Raw genomic sequence first — 18,281 nt, 5'->3', positions numbered from 1 at the left:
TGTGGACAACGCTTTGGTAACGCGCTACTGCGAGTTGGGCATCAGCGTGACGCTGGCGTAAAAAAAACGGCCCGCAAGCCGCTTTTCAATTCTGCTGTTATTGCGGCCAGATCGCCTGCAACACGGCCGCCAGGCGATAGCCGCCCTCGATCAGTTGCTGCTTCGCCAGCGCCGAGCTGGGTACGGGATAATTGTCCGGCACCGTCAAGGTCCATACATTATAGACATCGCCCTTGCGGCTGGTCTGCTGCGTGGCCGGGCCAGCGACCACAGCCGCGTAGGCAATCTTTGACGCCGCCAGCGACGCATCGGCCCACTGATATGGCCAGCTGACGGGGTCGCCGCTGTTGCGGGCCACTTGCGGCGCGCTGGCGATCACGGTCCTGGCGAACTGTTGCGGCGTGCGTGTGCTCAGGCGGCGCATGGCGTAATCGACCACCGTGCTGTCCCAGTAGGAATGCAGGGGCTTGGTGGGCGACTTCGGATACGGGCTGGCCGGCCTGGCCTCGCCGTCATCCGCCGGTAACGCGGGGATCACGGCATTCGACAATGCCGTCATCTTCGCATCGTCGAGCAGCAAGTCGTTGCCGCCGCGCGCATTGAAAATGGCGACGTCGTCAATCTGCGCCTGCGTGGCAGGCACGAAGAAACTGCCATCCTTGCCGACAAAGGCATTACCCACATGCAAGGGCTGGTGGATATCGCCCACCAGATGCGTGATCAGGATCAAGGCTTCGCGCTTGCTGAAGCGGTGCGGATTGCTGGCTGCATCAGCCTTGCCCTGCAACACCAGGATCGCCTGCTTGAGCGTCTGCACGATATCATCGTCGGCCGTGCCCACGGCATGGTCGTGGTAGTGGACGTTCTGGAACGGAACATTCGTGTAATGGTATTCGCCATGTTTCGGATTGGCTGCCACATAGGTCAGCATCTCGGGCGATTGCGGGCCGCAATACGTGCCCTTCACGCAGTCGGGCCAGTTAGCGATCTTTTCCAGGCTTTCGCCAGGCAGCAGCAAGCTGGCGATCTGCGCCTGGGCGGCGCTGCCCTTGAGCAATTGATCGGCGATGGCGCCCACGGCGCGGTGGCCATCGTTACCCCAGGCCAATGCATTGCCGGAGCTAAAAGCGGCGCCCAGCGCCAGCACGGTGAGTAATTTCTTCATGCTCATTCCTTCGCTTGCGGCGCAGCCTTGGCCGGTTTCGGATATTGCTTGTTGATGTCGATCGGCTGTGCATAGGCCGAGCTCCACGTCTGCTCATGCAAAGCAGCAATACGCTGCGCCATGGCGTCGTTGCGCAGCACCACTTCCAGGTTGCGCGACAGGTCGAAATAGCCGCCCGCCCAATTGCTGGTGCCCACCCAGGCCAGCTTGCCATCGATGCTCATGGTCTTGCTGTGGATCACGCGCGCGAAGGCAATGAAACCCGTCGAAGCCGTGGGCAAGGTGACGATGCGGATTTCCACGTTCGGCACCAGGGCAAGGCTTTTCAGGTAGGCAATGGCGGGCGCTTCCGTGTTCCAGCTTGATACCATCAGCTTGATCTTGACGCCACGCGTGGCGGCCGCGCGCACGGCGTTATCGATCACGGCGTAGTACGGACGCGTGCGGTTCGGGCCATACGACAGCGGCGCATAATCGAGCAGCTGGATGCGCACTTCGCTTTTCGCTTCCGCCAGCAAGGCAGGCAAGCCCGTTTCCGAGTCGCCCACGCCAGCCGGGTTATACGCATTCGGGCTGGCCAGCAGGAAAGCGTTTTGCGCGTAATTAGCCTGTACTACCTTGCTGTTGAGTACCGTGGCACGGCCACCTTGCGACGTCAACGCCTGCGCCTGCCAATCCTGCTCAAAAATGGCCTGCACCTGGCTGACCATGGCCGCTTGCGTAATCTTCAAGCCCGTTTCATGGATGTGCTCGAACGAGCGCCAGTCGAAATTCTGGCTGCCGATATACGCCACCCGGCCATCGACGGCCAGGTATTTCGCGTGCACGATGCCATTGCCCGTCACCTTGTTGAAATCGATGAGGCGCAACTCCAGGTTGGGAATCGCCTTGATCTGGGCGATGGTGGCCGCTTCCGACAATCCAACGCCCTTCTGGTCCAGCAGGAAACGGATTTTCACACCGCGCTGGCCGGCCGCCGTCAAACTGGCCAGCACTTTTTCGAAAGCCGTGCCCGGTTTGCTGACGGCATAGAACTGGGCGATGACGATCTCTTTCTTGGCGGAATCGAACAGCTCGCTCCAGACGGCGAGCGGTTCGCGCAAGTCGGGATTGGTCAACGTGGTTTCCACGGGCGAGGTGTGGACCAGCTCAAAGCCGGGAATCGTGAAATCGGCGTGGGCGCTGCCCGCGAACAGGCTAGCTACGAGCAGGGAAACAAATAAACGACGCATGGTTTTTTCCTTGAAAATATTATTTGACGCGCACGATGCGGCCCGCCGCCGTCACGCTGCCAGCAGGCTTGCCGGCGCGCGCGCGCTCGATCAGGTAATTGCTGAAGGCGTCGATGTCGCGCACGCCCGTGTCAAGGCGGCGCGTGCCGGCCGCCAGCACGGTGAAGCGGTCGCCACCGCCGGCCAGGAAACTGTTGGCGGCGACACGGTATTGTTGATGATCGTCAATCGCCACGCCATCGAGCAAGATGCTGCCCGGCAGCACGCGCTGGCCTTGCGGACGAGTACTGTCCCAGCGGTAGCTGAAACCGTCGGACACTTGCAGCAGATTGCCCTCTTCCGCTGCGGCGCCCGGCCATTGCTGCTCGAGCAAGGTGCGGATTTGCGCGCCGGACAGGCTGACCACGATCAGCGTATTGCCAAATGGCACCACGGCCTGGTTCTGGCCCACGTTCGTCATCAGGCCTGCGCCCGCTTCCAGGTCCTTGCGGATGCCGCCATTGTTCATCAGGCCGATTTGCGCACCCGCGGCGCGCGCGCCGAACAAGGTGCTGTCGGCCACCAGGTCACCCAGCGCGGAGGCGCCACCGCCCTTGGTGCTGCGGCCCACCGTCGGCACGGCGATGACGGCCACAGGACGCGACAATTCTTGCGCGCTACGCTGCTGCACCGATGCCAGATAAGCTGCCACGGCCGGGTCCGGCTCATACATGCCGGGCAGCATGACGACGTTTTGCGCGCTGGCATCGATCACCGCATTCTTGACGGGATCGACCTTGAGTTTGATGCGCGTCAACATGTGTCCGCCCATCTGTGCTTGTGTCACCAAACGGCCATCGATGCGGCACAGATAACCTTGGTGCGAGTGGCCGCTGACGACCAGTTGAATGGCCGGATCGAGGCGCTTGACGATGTCGACCACTTCGCCCTTGAGGCCGCTGCAGTCAGGCTGGTCAACGGCTTCCTGCGTCTCGCCGCCCTGGTGCAGCAGTACCACGAACACGCCCACACCTTGCGCGCGCAGCTGCGGCAAGGTGGCGTTGATGGCGTCGGCTTCATCGCCAAATTGCAAGCCGGCAACACCGGCCGCCGTCACCACGGATGGCGTATCTTTCAGCACGGCGCCGATCAAGCCCACCTTGACGCCATGCGCTTCTTCGATGCGGTAAGCCGGCAGCAGCGGTTTGCCCGTCTGCATGTCGATCACATTGGCCGCCATGTAGGTGTAGCTGGCGCCCTTGAAGTCAGGGTTGAACTTGCATGCCTTGTCCGCGCGCGACGATTCGCAACCGCCGCGCTGCTGGCGCAGCAATTCCGCCTTGCCCTGGTCAAATTCATGATTGCCGACCGAGCTGGCCTTCATGCCCAGCATATTCATGGCCACGATGCTCGGCTCGTCCGCCCACAGCGCCGACATGGCGGGGCTGCCGCCGACCAGGTCACCGTTACCGACAAAAATCAGCTGTGCGTCTTCACGGCGCCACGCCGCCAAGGCGCCGGACAGGGTATCGATGCCGCCCGCCTGCACCGTCTTGCGCACCGGGTCGGTGACACTGGTGTAAGTGAATTTACTACGGTCGAGATTGCCGTGAAAATCGTTCAGGGCGACCAGGTTCACTTCAACCGGGCCGCTGCGCGCAGCCTGTGGAGCGGAAGCGAAATTGCTGCAGCCGGACAGGGTCAGGATCAGGGCCGCGCTGGCGACCGGAGTGCGTAGGAAGTGAGCCATTAAATGATATTTATCAAAAGGGGAAAGAGTAAACCATCTGGTGTATAAAAAAAACGGCTGGTGTCGCCACCAGCCGTTTTTATCTTGCCAAACTACGCAACAACTACGACATTAGAATTCGTACTTGACCGTCGCTTGCAGCGCCCATTGCGATTCGCCTTTGACTTGACGCGTTTCCAGGCTTTCCACCACAGGACGGGTGTTGTACACATACTTGCCGTTTTCCATACCCACGTAGTCGACGAAGCTGCGCACCAGGCCACCGGCGCCCTGGAAGCCCACTTCATTGATGCGGCCCCATTTGCGATTGAGCAGGTTACCGACGTTCAGGATATCAAAGGTAATGATGCCTTTGTTACCCTTGAAGAAGCCCGGTACTTCCTGGCTCATGCGCACATCGAAGCTGTTGGTCCATTGAGCAAAGCTCTCGTTACGGCCAATCACGCCACCTTTGGCTTTGCGCAAGTCGCCATTGGCGTTGACGACGCTCCAGAACGCTGCCTCATTGGCGGCACGGGCCGCTGGCGTGGCACCAGAGAACACCACTTCGCCCGAACCTGGCGCGCTAGGGATGTACATCAAGTCGTTGCCGGCCAGTCCGTCACCGTTCAAGTCGTTGTTGATGGTCCAGCTGTATGGCTTGCCGCTACGGCCTTCATAGAACAGACCGAAGGTGGTCTTGTATTCGCCGAAGAAACGTTTTTGCCAGTTGACGTTGGCCGTGAAGCGGTCCTTGACCAGATAGTTCGAGTTGGACGCCACGTTTTCGTTCGGATTGAAGACGGCACGGCCGCCCCAGTTCGAGCTCGACGTCGACGATGTCAGCGGCGACACTTCCGTGGCATCGCTATACGTGTACGACGAACCCCACGACAGGCCTTCGCGCAGTGGGCTGCGCACCGACAGGGTCAGCACGTTCGACTCGCCTTTGTCGGTATTTTTAGCCATCAGCACCTGGCCGAAGGCGGCATTGCTGCCAGCCTTGGTCAAGGCGCTGCAATTGGTGCCGCCGATCAGGGCGCCATTTGCATTCCAGCAAGCCGTATTGTAGGCGTTAGGACCATAGTACATTGGACGGCCATCGCTACCGGTTGCCGTTGGCGCGCCCATGTTCAGCTCTTCATAGTAAATCGCGCTCTTGGTCTGGAAACGCAGGTATTCCGCGCTGACAATCAGGCCCATCCATGGCAGCTCATGTTCGATGGCCAGGTTGGCTTTCCATACCGATGGTTGCGCCAGGTTCGGGCTCAGGGCATCGACCTTCATTGCCGGGATAACCGCTGGCACGCTCATTGGCTGCTTGGTTGGATCGGCATTGAAGAAGCCATCGGTGGTCGGGCAAGTGCCGGCCGACGAGGCGCAGGTAATGTTCTGGGTTGCCATACCGGTGTTCTGGTAAGGATTGCCCAGCCAGACGCTCATCGCCGCACCCTGGAACAAGCCGAAGCCGCCGCGAATTTGCGTCGGACGCGCCGATTCCAGCTTGTAGTTGAAGCCAAAACGTGGCTGATACAGGTTTTCGCCGTCGATGGTATGCGAGTTATCGATACCGAAACCGCCGGTCTGACGACCGTTAGGCGTGGTACGAGCAACAGTTGCCTGTGCTGCACGCGCATTGTAGATCGGCTTTTCACCGATGCGGGTGCCGTCGATGCGCAAACCGGCCATGACCGTCAGCTGCTTGTTGACTTCCCAGGTATCTTGCAGGAACAGGCCGATGTTTTTCAGCGAGAACGTCGCGACGGCGTCGTCCATCGTGCGGCCAGGCTGTGCCACCTGGTAAGAGTACGAACTTGGGCGGCCACGGCTGAAGTTTTCCAGCACGGCTGCCTGCAATTGCGCTGCCGTGGCAGTACCGCAATTGATGGCGCCGAACGAATAGCCAAACGTGGCGCTGCTGTTAATACAGCCGAAGGTGTAGTTACCGTTGACGTTTTGCAGGAACGCATTATAGATGTCGTTCTTGCTGTAGTCGGTGCCGAACTTGACTTCATGGTCGCCCAGCGACCATGTACCGGCTGCGTAGAAATCCTTGGTTTTGGTGCCAAGAATATTACGCTGACGGCTCAGTTCGGTACCAAAGTTCAAGAAGCGGTTGCCGGTAGCCAGGCTCGAAGGTGCGCCAGCTGGCAGCGCGCCGCTGAACTGCAGGCCGATTGCCGGCAGATAAGCGTTGTTGCGCGGTACGCTGTCGTAGTCGCGCGACGACACTTTGACTTCGGTCGAGAAGGTCGGGGTCCACTCGGCGGTCCATTGACCAACCAGGGTTTCCAGGCTCTTGTTCTGGTCATACCAGTACGAGCTCAGCGACAGGCCAGTGCCGGAAAAACCGGTGTAGATCGGCTCGGACTGTTCGGTCTTGGTGTAGCGCAGCATCATGCGCTGGGTGTCGGTCAGGTTCCAGTCCAGCTTGAGCAGCTTTTCCGTCGCCGTGAATTCGGAACCCGCAGGAACTGCCGAAGTACCGGCATCGATACCGTATTTGTCCTTGGCAATAGCAATCGCGCTATCGATGGCGCCTTGGGTAATGGCAACGTTGGTCTGTGCGCTGCCGACAGGACCGAATGCTGGCGCGCCGCGCGAGCTGGTGGTTTTTTCGTAGTTGGCAAACAGGAACAGCTTGTCTTCGATCAGCGGGCCGCCCAGGGTAATACCCTTGGTGGTGTCTTTCGATTTTGGCGGTGCGTAGTAAGTGTCGTCGGTGCTGTTGTAACGGTCGCCCGACATGGTGTCGTTACGGAACACGTAATAGACGCTACCTTTGACCTTGTTGGTACCGGATTTGGTCACGGCGTTGATATTGGCACCCGTATAGCCTTTTTGCGTCACGTCATAGTTAGCGACGTTCACTTGCACCGACTGGATCGCTTCGATCGAGATCGGTTGCTTGCCCGTTGCAGTACCGGAAGCTTCCAGGCCAAAGGTGTCGTTTACGGCCACGCCGTCAATCGTCATCGAGTTGTAGCGCGAGTTCTGGCCGGCCACGGAAATTTCGCCGCGTTCCTTGTCGGTTTGCGACAGGCGCGGATCGGCGCGGGCGTAATCTTGCAGGCTGCGCGAGATCGATGCCTGGGTAGCCAATTCGGTCGGGCCGATATTGGTGCCGGAACCCATGTTGTTGCGGTTAAATACCTGGTTGCGGATGGCGTTGGTGCTGACATTCACCACTTGCATCTGCGCGCCCAAGGTCGCATCGACGCTGGCCGTTTCAGCCAGCTGGATGAAGACGCCTTCGCGTTTTTCCACTTCGCCATTCTTGGTGATGGTGATCGTGTAAGGACCGCCGGCGCGCAAGCCACGCGCGACGTAACGGCCTTCGGCATCGGTGGTCACGTTGCTGGAGGAACCGGATTCAACGTGAACGATATTGACCTGGGCGCCAGCTGCTGGCTTACCGTCATTGGCTGAGATACGTCCGCTGATGGCCGACGTGGTGTTCTGTGCGAACGATGGTGCCGCCGCCAGTGCAATAGACAGGCTCAACGCGATTTGCGTTAGCCGAAGTCGTTTGTGATTGATCATCTTTAACCCCAGAAAAGACTATTATTTTTGAAAATCCTGGATTGCCTCACTGCCCGGCTGCGCCGCACAGCAACACAAACACAAGATTTCCTCTTTACGATGCTGCAACTGTTACGCCGGCTGGACTGGCTACTGGTCCTGACAAGACCATCACAAACGCCTTCCATACCTCACAGCCAGTGAAATTCAAGCAATAACGACGGAAAACGTTGTTTCCTGGCCGTACAATCCAGGGCGCTAGCACCTGTGTCATTCACCCGACATGCTGAACCGGCCGACATGGCAAGCCGCGAGTGTAATTGTTAAATATTTCAAGACTGTGACACGGCGGCAAGATACCGAAGAATGTCGTCATTTAGCCGCTTGACTGTTTGTTTCATTCTGTATCTCACCGTTATTTACTGCAAATACCCATCTTCATACGCGATCATCAATATGAATTGTGACTTTTTATCATCACACTCATCCCACTATGCATCATCGAAAAATGGATGACAAATACGTTTTTTTTTACATATTTATATATTTAAAGTATAAATAGCAAGATGTATGTAGCTGGATTGATATCGTGCTGGCGATGTCCGGGCTCATGGCGCGAGATTATAAATGAGCAATATGTGCTTGAAATTGATTCATCCAGCAATTTGGATAAAGTCATGTAACTGTCGTTAATTGTGTCGCATGGCCGCCACAGAATTAACATAAAAACATCGTGCGACTTTAGGCTCAGAAAAGAAAACGGCCGGAGAACCCGGCCGTGATGGAAGTATCAGTTTCGACAGTCGCGAAACTTATGGTTTACTACTTTTGACCGCCTTGTCGGCGGCAGCGATTTGCGCCTCAAAGCGGCTGAAACGGGCATCGAGTGCTTTCAGCAAACGTTGTTTATCTACATCTGCCAGGAAGGAATAGCGCAGGCTGTTATACGAAAGTTTTTTCAGTTCCGCATAATCGGTCTTGTACTGGCTGGCAAACAACACGTATTCGTTCGACAAGGTATTGCGCGACACACCGGCATCGTCGGTGGAGATCACGAACGGCACGCCGTACTTGCGGTACAGGGTGATCGGATGGGCTTGGCCTTTGATGCCGAGGATGTAATCATTGCTGGTCAGGTTCACTTCCACGGGAATGCCCCGATCGCGCATCTTTTGCATGGTCGCCAGCGCATTGTGTTCATAGGCGATATCCATGCCATGGCCGATGCGGTCGGCGCCCGCCACATCGACGGCTTCGGCGATATGGAAGGCCATGCCTTCCGGCGGCACCATGCCCAGCGCCAGTTCACCGGCGTGCAGGGCAATCTTGACGTCTGGATACTTGGCCTTGAGGAACTTGAACATTTCCATGTGCAGGCTGTAATCGCGCATCGACACATTCACGCTTTCCTGGCCCACGATATTCACGCCCACTACCAGCCGATTCAGGCTGGCCGCCTTGAACGCGGCCACCATCGAGGAAAACACCTGCGATGGCGACAGGAAACGCAGCACATAGGCCTGGTAGCGCATGGTGAAGTTGGCATCGTCGATGCCGGCGCTGCTGCGGTTCACGTTATCGTTATAGGCGGTGATGCTTTTCTGGAAGCTGGCATCCTGCTCCAAGCTGCCCGTCCAGTTGGCCAACACAGCTTGCAACGCGGCCGGCTGCAAGCCCGGTGCCAGTACCTGCTGGTCGAACTGCGCATTTTGCACGAACGGCGACAACTCGAAGATGGTTTCGATGTAGCTCAGGTTTTCTGCGATGGCGCGCTGCTTGAGCGTCTGCAAGCCATCGGCCGTGTTAGTGGACGCCACGGGACCGAAGTAACCAAAGGTATCAAAGAAAGTGCGGTCAGGTGGTGTCTGGATGGCGCCGTGGTTGTAGAAATCCTTGGTCGACCAGCGCTGCAGCAATTGCGCATACAGGCCCGCGTCGGCAAACACTTCGGTCGACGACAGGCAGGTGCGCTGCGCGGCAGGCTTGGCGCGCTCGGCCGCGACGACGTCCTTGCTGCTTTCGATGCGGTAGCTTGTCTTGTTGACGCAGTAGTTTTCCTTGTCGACCCAGTCGAGGAATTGCTCGGCATAGATGGCGCCAGAGTAATGGTGATGCAGGTCGCCGCCCTTGGGCATCATGGAAAAGAACAGGCTCAGCTCGGCTGTCTTGGGCTGCGCGCCCGAGACCAGGGAGGCGAAATGGCGCGCGGTGGCCGCTTCGTTGGACGTCGCGGTAGCCGCCTTGGCAGCCTGTGCCGTTCCAGTCAGTGACAGCGCGGCGGCAAGCGCCAGGCTAGTGAGTTTCTTTTGCATCTGCATTCTCGCTCAGGGTGGTTCGTATTGGAAAACGGGTAAGTCAGCCCTGCCGCCGCACATGCACGCGCTGGCCGGCCGAATAGGTGGCGGCCACAGCGCGGTCGTCGCCCAGCAATGCAAAGGCAAACAGCAATTCCTCCAGGCTGTTACAGCCCGCCGTGCGGCGTTCCAGCAGCGGCGTCGATTTCTTGTCGAGCACGATGAAATCTGCTTCCGTGCCCGCCGTGAAATTACCCAGGGTGCCTTCCAGCTGCATGGCCCGCGCGGCGCCCAGGGTCGCCAGGTAAAACATGCGCAAGGCGGGCAGGTAGCTGCCTTTCAAGCGTGCTACTTTATAGGCTTCGTTCATGGTTTGCAACATCGAGAACGAGGTGCCGCCGCCCACGTCCGTGGCCAACGAGAGCAGCACGCGCGCCGCATCGGCTTGCTCGAAATCAAACAGGCCGCTGCCCAGGAACAGGTTTGACGTAGGGCAAACAGCTGCCGCCGAAGCCGTTTCCGCCATGCGCGCGCGGTCGCGCTCGTCGAGCCAGACGCAGTGGCCAAACATGGCACGCGGGCGCAGCATGCCGTACTGGTCATACACATCGAGGTAGCTGCGCGCCTGCGGATGCAGTTCGCGTACCCAGCGGCACTCATCCTCGTTTTCCGACACATGGGTTTGCAGATAGGTATCCGGATAGGCACGCGCCAGTTCGCCCGCCAGGTGCATCTGTTCATTGGTCGAGGTGGGCACGAAGCGGGGCGTGATCGCGTACAGCGAACGGCCGTGCTTGTGCCAGCGGCGGATCAGCTCTTCGCTTTCGCGCGCGCCCGACTCGGCCGTATCGCGCAAAAATTCCGGACAGTTGCGGTCCATCATGACCTTGCCCGCCACCATGCGCAGGCCGCGCGCCTCGCTGGCGCCAAAGAAAGCGTCGACCGATTGCGGATGCACGCTGCCATACACCATGGCTGTGGTGGTGCCACAGCGCAGCAATTCATCGAGGAAAAATTCGGCCACGTTGCGTGCATGGACAGGATCTTCAAACGCGCGCTCGGTGGGGAAGGTGTACGTTTCCAGCCACGGCAGCAACCCGGGGGCGGGCGAGGCGATCATTTCCGTCTGCGGAAAATGCAGATGGGTATCGATAAAGCCCGGTACGATCAGCTTGCCCCGGTAATCGACGATAGCGGTTCCTGGCGGCAAGGTCGCCTGCAATTGCACATAATCGCCGGCCGCCACGACCTTGCCATCGGCAACGACCAGCAAGCCATCCGCATGCCATGCATGCGCGTCCTCTTTGACAGCGGGATCGGCGCGGAAGTGCAGCAAGCTGGCACGGTAAGCTTGCAATGTGGCAGGAACAATCGGCATGACTTCTTTCTATAAGGGCTCAGTGGCGGCGCGTTTCTTGCGCCGCGGTTGCGCGCTGGCAGTGACCAGGCGCAGCGGTGCGGCCAGGGCCGCGCTAGCGGCTTGCTCCCACACCATCAATAATTGACAGGCAACGGAAGCGGCGATCACGGCCGGCGCCTTGTTGCCGATGCCGGGCATGCCGATAGGACACACCATCGCGGCTATCCGTTCGGCCGGCACGCCTCGCGCCTGCAGGCGGTGCTCGAACTGCTTGCGCTTGGTCTGCGAACCGATCAAGCCAAACCAGCCGGCGTCCATGCGCGCCATGATCGCTTGCGTCAGGCGTTGATCCAGTGCATGGCTATGCGTCATGACCAGGAAACTGCCGCCCGGCGGTGCCATGACGACAAACTCTTCGGGCGTATCGGTGGAGGCGATGCGCACATTATCGGGCATCACAATGGGAAACATGTCTTCGCGTTCATCGACCCAGGTGACGTTGCAGGGCAGGTCGGCCAGCGCGCGCACGATGGCAGCGCCCACGTGGCCGGCGCCAAATAGCGTCAAATGAGCGCGCGGCGCCAGGCAAGGATCGACCAGCCAGCGTCGTCCATCCATCCCCTGTGCCACATGGGTACCCCGTTCGCGCGAGAATGTATCGGGTGCCTGGTCCGCCGTGCCGGCGATGAATTGCCCTGACATATCGAATAGCGCCGTCGCGGCGTCGCCATCGAGCGCCGTCAAGCGCCAGCTATCTTGCTGGCGGCGTTCGCGCAAGGCCTGCAGCACCTCTTGCAGACGGGTATCGACAAGTTCGAACGCCAGGTAGACGACGCCGCCACAGCATTGGCCCAGGCTGGGGCCCAGCGCGTAGCGTTCCAGCCGCGCACGGGTGTCGCCCGTGACCAGCATCGTCTTGGCAATTTCGACGGCGCGCAGTTCCAGGTGGCCACCACCGATGGTATCAAACTGGCCGCACGTGGTGACGCGCATCTTCGCTCCCGCCTCGCGCGGCCCGGAACCTTCCACCAGGGCCACCGTCACCAGCACGGATGGTTGCGTCTCGTTTGTCATCGCTGTTAGCCAGTCGTTCATCATCGCCTCCTATGCGCTGGCGCCGGCCGCTTGCACGGCCATGATCGCCTTGAGGATTTCCTCGCTGGTGGCAGGCGCATTGAGCGGTGGCTGCACGGCATGGTTGCCAACGCTGGAAATGGCGTCGCGAATGGCAAAGAAGACAGAAAACGGCAACAGCAACGGCGGCTCGCCCACGGCTTTCGAGCGGTGGATGCTGTCTTCCACATTACGGTTTTGGAACAATTTGACGCGAAAATCTTCCGGGCAATCAGAAATGCCGGGAATTTTATAGGTCGACGGCGCATGCGTCATCAGCTTGCCTACTGCGTTCCACCACAACTGCTCGGTCGTCAGCCAGCCCATGCCCTGGATAAAGGCGCCTTCCACTTGACCCATATCAATCGCCGGGTTCAGCGACTGGCCAGCGTCGTACAGGGCGTCCGCACGCAGCAGCTTCCATTCACCCGTCAGGGTATCGACCACCACTTCGGCCACGGCTGCGCCATAGGCGTAATAGGAAAACGGATGACCCGTCATCGTCTTCGCATCCCACGACAATCCCGGCGTGGCATAAAAACCGTCCGACCACAGTTGTACCCGTGCAAGATAGGCCTTTTGCACCAGCTCGGCAAATGGCACAAGGTGACCATTGACGAGGATGTGGTTGTCGAAGAAACGCACCGCGTTCGTTTCGCCACCATACAGTTTGACCGCATGGCCGGCCAATCGTTCACGGATCTGCCGCGCCGCATCCTGCGCCGCCATACCGTTCAAGTCGGCACCGGTGGAGGCCGCCGTAGCCGAGGTATTGGCCACCTTGCTGGTGTCTGTCGCCGTGGCCCGCACGCGCTCCAGGTCCAGGCCCAGCTCGTGCGCAACCACCTGCATGACCTTGGTATTGATGCCCTGCCCCATTTCCGTGCCGCCATGGTTGACCAGCACGGAGCCATCCACATACACGTGGACCAGGGCGCCAGCCTGGTTCAGGTGGGTGACGTTAAACGCGATGCCAAACTTCAGCGGCGTGAATGCCAGGCCCTTTTTCAAGATGGGGCTGGCTTCATTGTAGGCGTCGATGGCGAGGCGGCGCGCGCGGTAATCGCTGCTCACTTCCAGTTCGGCAACGAGTTCGTGGATGACATTGTCGACGATGACCTGGCCATACGGCGTGACGTTGCGCCCTTCGCCATGGTTGCGGCCATAGAAGTTGAGCAAACGGATATCGAGCGCATCGCGCTGCAAATGGCGCGCGATTTCATCGATCACGTACTCGATGGCAATGGCACCCTGCGGTCCGCCAAAGCCCCGGAATGCCGTGTTTGACTGGGTATTCGTCTTGCCGCAGGCGGCACGGATGTCCACGTCGGACAAATAATAAGTGTTGTCGAAATGGCAGACGGCGCGCGTGGCGACGGGGCCGGATAAATCCGCCGAATAGCCGGCGCGCGTGGTCATGTCGACCTTGGCGGCAAGAATCTTGCCCTCGTCGTCATAGCCCACTGCATACTCATAATAGAAACAGTGGCGCTTGCCCGTCACCAGCATGTCATCGTCGCGGTCGGCGCGCAACTTCACGGGACGCTTCAATTTCGCCGCCGCAATGGCCGAAACTGCTGCCCACAGGGCCGATTGCGACTCCTTGCCGCCGAAACCGCCGCCCATGCGCCGGCACTCGACGGTGATGTTGTGCGAATGCACGCCCAGCGCGTGCGCCACCACGTGCTGCATCTCGCTGGGGTGCTGCGTCGAACACAGCACCAGCATGCCATGCGCCTCTTTCGGGATCGCGTAGGAAATCTGTCCTTCCAGATAGAACTGTTCCTGCCCGCCTACATACAACTGGCCCTTGAGCACATGCGGCGCACTTTCAAACGCGCTTTGATAATCGCCGCGCGCCAGGTGCATGGGCGGCAGCACGTACGATTGCGCCGCTTTCGCCGCCTGTGGCGTCATGATCGCCGGCAACTCGTCATACGACACTTGCGCCAGTCGGGCGGCGCGACGCGCGTGATCGTGCGTATCGGCCACCACGATGAAGATCGGCTGGCCCACGTATTGCACCAGATCGAAGGCCAGGATCGGGTCATCATGGATAATGGGGCCGCAATCATTCGTGCCGGGAATGTCCTGTGCGGTGTAGACGGCAACAACCCCTTTTGCAGCGCGCACGGCCGATAGCTCCATGGCCGTGATGCGCGCGTGCGGCTTTTGCGACAGGCCCAGCGCAGCGTGCAAGGTCCCCTGCAATTCGGCGATGTCATCCGTGTAGGTGGCTTGTCCCAGCACATGCAATTGCGCCGATTCATGCGGGCTGGGCTTGCCCACGGCGCTCCAGGCGGCCGCTTGCAGTTCGGGCGTGGCAGGATGGTTCATGCTCTTCCTTTCAGGCGCGGCAAGCGTAGGCGTTGACGGCAGTGCGCAGCAGCGGCGCACTGGGGCGTGTTTCTAGCCAGAAACGGCGCAGCAGGTTTTGCGCCGTCGTCATGCGGTAACTGTTCGATGCGCGCATATCCGACAGCGGCGCGTAATCATCGGCCAGCAGGCGCATGGCGATCAGCAAGTTGTCTTCCGTCCACGCCTGGCCCCGCAAGAATGCTTCCGTTTGCGCGGCGCGCTGCGGCGTGGCCGCCATGCCGCCATAGGCAATGCGCGCGTCGACGATCAGCTCGCCATCGAGCTGGAAGGCGAATGCGGCGCACACGGCCGAGATATCCTGGTCAAAACGCTTGGCCAGTTTATACGTGCGGAAATGCACATCGGCACGGGGCAAGGGCACGCGCACGGCTTCGACGAACTCGCCGGGCTGCAAGTCTTTCTTTTGATAGCCTAAATAGAAATGTTCAAGGGGCATGATCCGCTGGCCAGCAGGGCCGCGCAGCACGATGTCGCTGCCCAGCGCGATCAGCCATGGCATCGAGTCACCGATGGGCGAACCATTGGCCACATTGCCGCCCAAGGTACCCGCGTTGCGGATCGGCAATGAGGCGAAGCGCTGCCACAGTTCCGACAGTTCGCCGGGATAATGCTGGCACAGCGCGCCGTAGGCAGCGTTCAGGCTGGCGCCGGCGCCGATCTCCAGTTTGCCGTCAAAGATGGCGATGGTTTTCAGGGCGGCTATCTTGCCCAGATAAATGATGTCACCCAGGTCGCGCAGTTGCTTGGTGACCCACAGACCTACATCGGTGGACCCAGCCAGCAGGCAGGCCTGCGGATGTTCGGCGCGCAACTGCACCAGTTCCTCGATGGTGCGCGGTGCGTGGAATTGCTGACCGTCATGTTCATAGCTCACCAGACTATCGCGCTGAAGCAGCCGCAACTGTTGCGCCAGAGCATCGCGATCGAAGGCCACATGCGGCAATTCGCCCATGCGTTTTGCCGCGTCGATGATGGGACGGTAGCCCGTGCAGCGGCACAGGTTGCCCGATAGCGTATCGTCGATTTCGCAACGCGTGGGCGTGGCGCCATTCTTTTCCAGGTACATGCCCCACAACGACATGACAAAACCCGGCGTGCAAAAGCCGCACTGGGAACCGTGGCATTCCACCATCGCCTGCTGCACCGGGTGCAGGGCGCCGTTGGGCTGCTGCAAGTCTTCCACGGAAAACAGGGCCTTGCCATCGAGGGTGGGCGTAAGCTGGATACAGGCGTTGACGGCCTTCATCTCAACCTGGCCATCATGCAGGCTGGCAATGACGACCGTGCAGGCACCGCAATCACCTTCGGCACAGCCTTCCTTGGTCCCGGTGCAATGCAAATCCTCGCGCAGGTGCTGCAACACAGTCTGCGTAGGGGCGGCGTTGAGCACTTCCTGTACGGCACCACGGTAATAAAAGCGAATAGGTTCTGACATGCTAGCCTCGGTATAGTCCCAGTATAGGAGATTAACACCGGCACCCGGGACAACTATATGCAAAGACTGATTTTACTTATCATCCCATATGAATAAAGATTACTTTTGGAACGGATGCGTCGCATGCCAGTGTTCGGCGATATCGATGCGGCGCGTGGTCCATACTTGCTCATGCCGTTGCACATAGTCGAGAAAGCGCGCCAGTGCCGCAGCCCGCCCGGGACGCCCCACCAGCCGGCAATGCAGGCCCACCGACAGCATCTTCGGCTGGTTCAAGCCGTTCGGATCGCCTTCCGCATACAGCACATCGAATGCATCCTTCAGATAATCAAAAAACTGCGTGCCCGAATTAAAGCCTTGCATGGCGGCAAAACGCATGTCGTTCGTGTCCAGCGTATACGGCACGATCAGCTGCGGCTGCACGGCGCTAGTGCCTGTGGCATCCGTGTACGCCACTTTTTCCCAGAATGGCAAGTCGTCGCCATAATAATCGGCGTCGTAGCGGAAACCGCCATGCTCCACCACCAGTTTGCGCGTATTTGGCGAATCGCGCCCGGTGTACCAGCCTTGCGGGGCGGAACCCGTCAATTCGCGGATGATGTGCACCGCTTCGCGCATATGTTCGCGCTCCGTCGCCTCATCCATGTTCTGGTAGGAAATCCAGCGCAAGCCGTGGCAAGCGATTTCATGCCCCAATTCCTGAAAAGCCGCTACCGCTTCCGGATTGCGTTTCAATGCCATCGACACGCCAAATACCGTCAGCGGCAAGCGCCGCTCCTCGAACATGCGCAGCAAGCGCCACAAGCCTGCACGCGAACCATACTCATAGATGGACTCCATGCTCAGGTGACGGGCGGGAAAAGCGGCCGCACCGATCATCTCCGATAAGAATGTTTCCGAGGCGGGATCGCCATGTAACACGTTATTTTCCGCCCCCTCCTCGTAATTGAGGACAAATTGCAGCGCGATGCGGGCCTTGCCTGGCCATTGCGGATGGGGCGGCGTGCGGCCATAGCCGATCAAGTCACGCGGATAATGTTCGTAGGTACTCATGCGGTGGATCGCCTATAGGAGGACAATGTTGGCTATATGCCCAATCATATAGCCCAGCGCAGTCGCCGGTATATGATTTGCACGATAAGCACATTCACTCACCTTATATACAGGATAGCAAATGGGAAAACTCAGCACGCATGTACTCGATATCGCCCACGGCAAGCCGGGAGCCGGCGTCAAGGTGGCCCTGTTTTCAGTCGCGGCGGAAGGAAAAGTTTTGCTGAAGATGGATATGACCAACAGCGATGGCCGCTGCAGCTCGCCCTTGCTGGAAGGCGACAGCATGAAGGCGGGCCAATATGAACTGGTGTTCAACGCGGGCGACTATTTCGCCGCCCAAGGCGTCGAGCTGCCCTCACCCCGTTTCATCGACCTGGTCACGCTGGCCTTCGGTATTGCCCATTCAGATGAGAACTACCATGTACCGCTGGTGGTGTCGCCGTGGTCATATTCGACTTATCGAGGAAGTTAAGCGACGTTAAACGACAAAGGCACCGCATAGCGGTGCCTTTTTTTACGTCCTTATGCCGTGAAATTCAAATCACCAGACGAAAAAAAACCCAACCATTTCTGGTTGGGTTTTTCTCAAGGAAAAACAGCCGGGGCTATTTCTCCAAATAACAAGCCTGACGATAACCTACTTTCACACTGGTTGCAGCACTATCATCGGCGCAAAGTTGTTTCACGGTCCTGTTCGGGATGGGAAGGGGTGGGACCAACTTGCTATGGTCATCAGGCATAACTTGTACTGACGGTTGCTCCCGATCGGGCAGCAGCGTCATGAATCTGGAAGAAGTTTAGATATGTATTGAGGTGTTACTTGGGTAATGACTGCGATCAACAACACGCAACATGTACTTTCTCATCCTCTGTACCTGCTAAGGTTATAGGGACAAGCCGTACGGGCAATTAGTACTGGTTAGCTTAATGCATTACTGCACTTCCACACCCAGCCTATCAACGTCCTGGTCTCGAACGACCCTTTAAAGAGCTCAAGGCTCTGGGAAATCTCATCTC

11 protein-coding genes and 2 rRNA genes are annotated in these 18,281 nt (G+C 59.0%); 1 reads left to right on the top strand and 12 read right to left on the bottom strand.

The window, feature by feature from the left end; all coding sequences use genetic code 11:
• Positions 1-97: 97 nt before the first annotated feature.
• The 10 genes from ACQ4W6_RS04915 to puuE all read right to left on the bottom strand — a co-directional run bounded on the left by ACQ4W6_RS04915 (position 98) and on the right by puuE (position 17,261).
• Positions 98-1,165: a S1/P1 nuclease gene (locus tag ACQ4W6_RS04915; RefSeq protein ID WP_436566068.1), complete on the bottom strand. Its 1,068-nt coding sequence runs from the start codon at positions 1,163-1,165 to the stop codon at positions 98-100.
• A gap of 2 nt (positions 1,166-1,167) precedes the next feature.
• Positions 1,168-2,397 carry a phospholipase D-like domain-containing protein gene (locus tag ACQ4W6_RS04910; RefSeq protein WP_436566067.1) on the bottom strand — a complete coding sequence of 410 codons (1,230 nt, stop codon included), beginning with the start codon at positions 2,395-2,397 and terminating at the stop codon, positions 1,168-1,170.
• 19 nt (positions 2,398-2,416) lie between these two features.
• Positions 2,417-4,126, bottom strand: a complete 1,710-nt coding sequence (locus tag ACQ4W6_RS04905; RefSeq protein ID WP_436566066.1) for a bifunctional metallophosphatase/5'-nucleotidase — start codon at positions 4,124-4,126, stop codon at positions 2,417-2,419.
• 111 nt (positions 4,127-4,237) lie between these two features.
• Positions 4,238-7,609: a TonB-dependent receptor gene (locus ACQ4W6_RS04900; protein ID WP_436566065.1), complete on the bottom strand. Its 3,372-nt coding sequence runs from the start codon at positions 7,607-7,609 to the stop codon at positions 4,238-4,240.
• 830 nt (positions 7,610-8,439) lie between these two features.
• Positions 8,440-9,939: an adenosine deaminase family protein gene (locus ACQ4W6_RS04895; protein ID WP_436566064.1), complete on the bottom strand. Its 1,500-nt coding sequence runs from the start codon at positions 9,937-9,939 to the stop codon at positions 8,440-8,442.
• A 43-nt stretch (positions 9,940-9,982) separates the two neighbouring features.
• A complete protein-coding gene (gene guaD, locus ACQ4W6_RS04890) occupies positions 9,983-11,299 on the bottom strand; it encodes a guanine deaminase (RefSeq protein WP_436566063.1) in 1,317 nt (438 codons plus the stop codon).
• A gap of 9 nt (positions 11,300-11,308) precedes the next feature.
• Positions 11,309-12,376 carry a xanthine dehydrogenase accessory protein XdhC gene (xdhC, locus tag ACQ4W6_RS04885; RefSeq protein ID WP_436566062.1) on the bottom strand — a complete coding sequence of 356 codons (1,068 nt, stop codon included), beginning with the start codon at positions 12,374-12,376 and terminating at the stop codon, positions 11,309-11,311.
• 9 nt (positions 12,377-12,385) lie between these two features.
• Positions 12,386-14,731 (bottom strand): xanthine dehydrogenase molybdopterin binding subunit, encoded by a 2,346-nt coding sequence (gene xdhB / locus ACQ4W6_RS04880; RefSeq protein WP_436566061.1) that lies wholly within the window; start codon positions 14,729-14,731, stop codon positions 12,386-12,388.
• A 10-nt stretch (positions 14,732-14,741) separates the two neighbouring features.
• Complete coding sequence (gene xdhA / locus ACQ4W6_RS04875; protein ID WP_436566060.1) at positions 14,742-16,208, bottom strand: xanthine dehydrogenase small subunit; 1,467 nt, start codon at positions 16,206-16,208, stop codon at positions 14,742-14,744.
• A 99-nt stretch (positions 16,209-16,307) separates the two neighbouring features.
• Positions 16,308-17,261, bottom strand: coding sequence for an allantoinase PuuE (gene puuE / locus ACQ4W6_RS04870; protein ID WP_436566059.1), 954 nt, complete (start codon positions 17,259-17,261; stop codon positions 16,308-16,310).
• Between the two features lie 121 nt (positions 17,262-17,382).
• Between puuE and uraH the strand changes: the two genes are divergently transcribed.
• Positions 17,383-17,736, top strand: coding sequence for a hydroxyisourate hydrolase (gene uraH, locus ACQ4W6_RS04865; protein ID WP_436566058.1), 354 nt, complete (start codon positions 17,383-17,385; stop codon positions 17,734-17,736).
• A gap of 152 nt (positions 17,737-17,888) precedes the next feature.
• Here the strand turns inward: uraH and rrf are convergent.
• Together rrf and ACQ4W6_RS04855 are read right to left on the bottom strand one after the other, a co-directional pair.
• A 5S ribosomal RNA gene (gene rrf, locus ACQ4W6_RS04860) occupies positions 17,889-18,001 on the bottom strand.
• Positions 18,002-18,152: 151 nt separating this feature from the next.
• A 23S ribosomal RNA gene (locus ACQ4W6_RS04855) occupies positions 18,153-18,281 on the bottom strand; the annotation flags it as partial.

This window comes from Janthinobacterium woesei (assembly GCF_051380875.1).
Lineage (GTDB): Bacteria > Pseudomonadota > Gammaproteobacteria > Burkholderiales > Burkholderiaceae_D > Janthinobacterium.
This window is presented reverse-complemented; position numbering and strand designations above follow the sequence as displayed.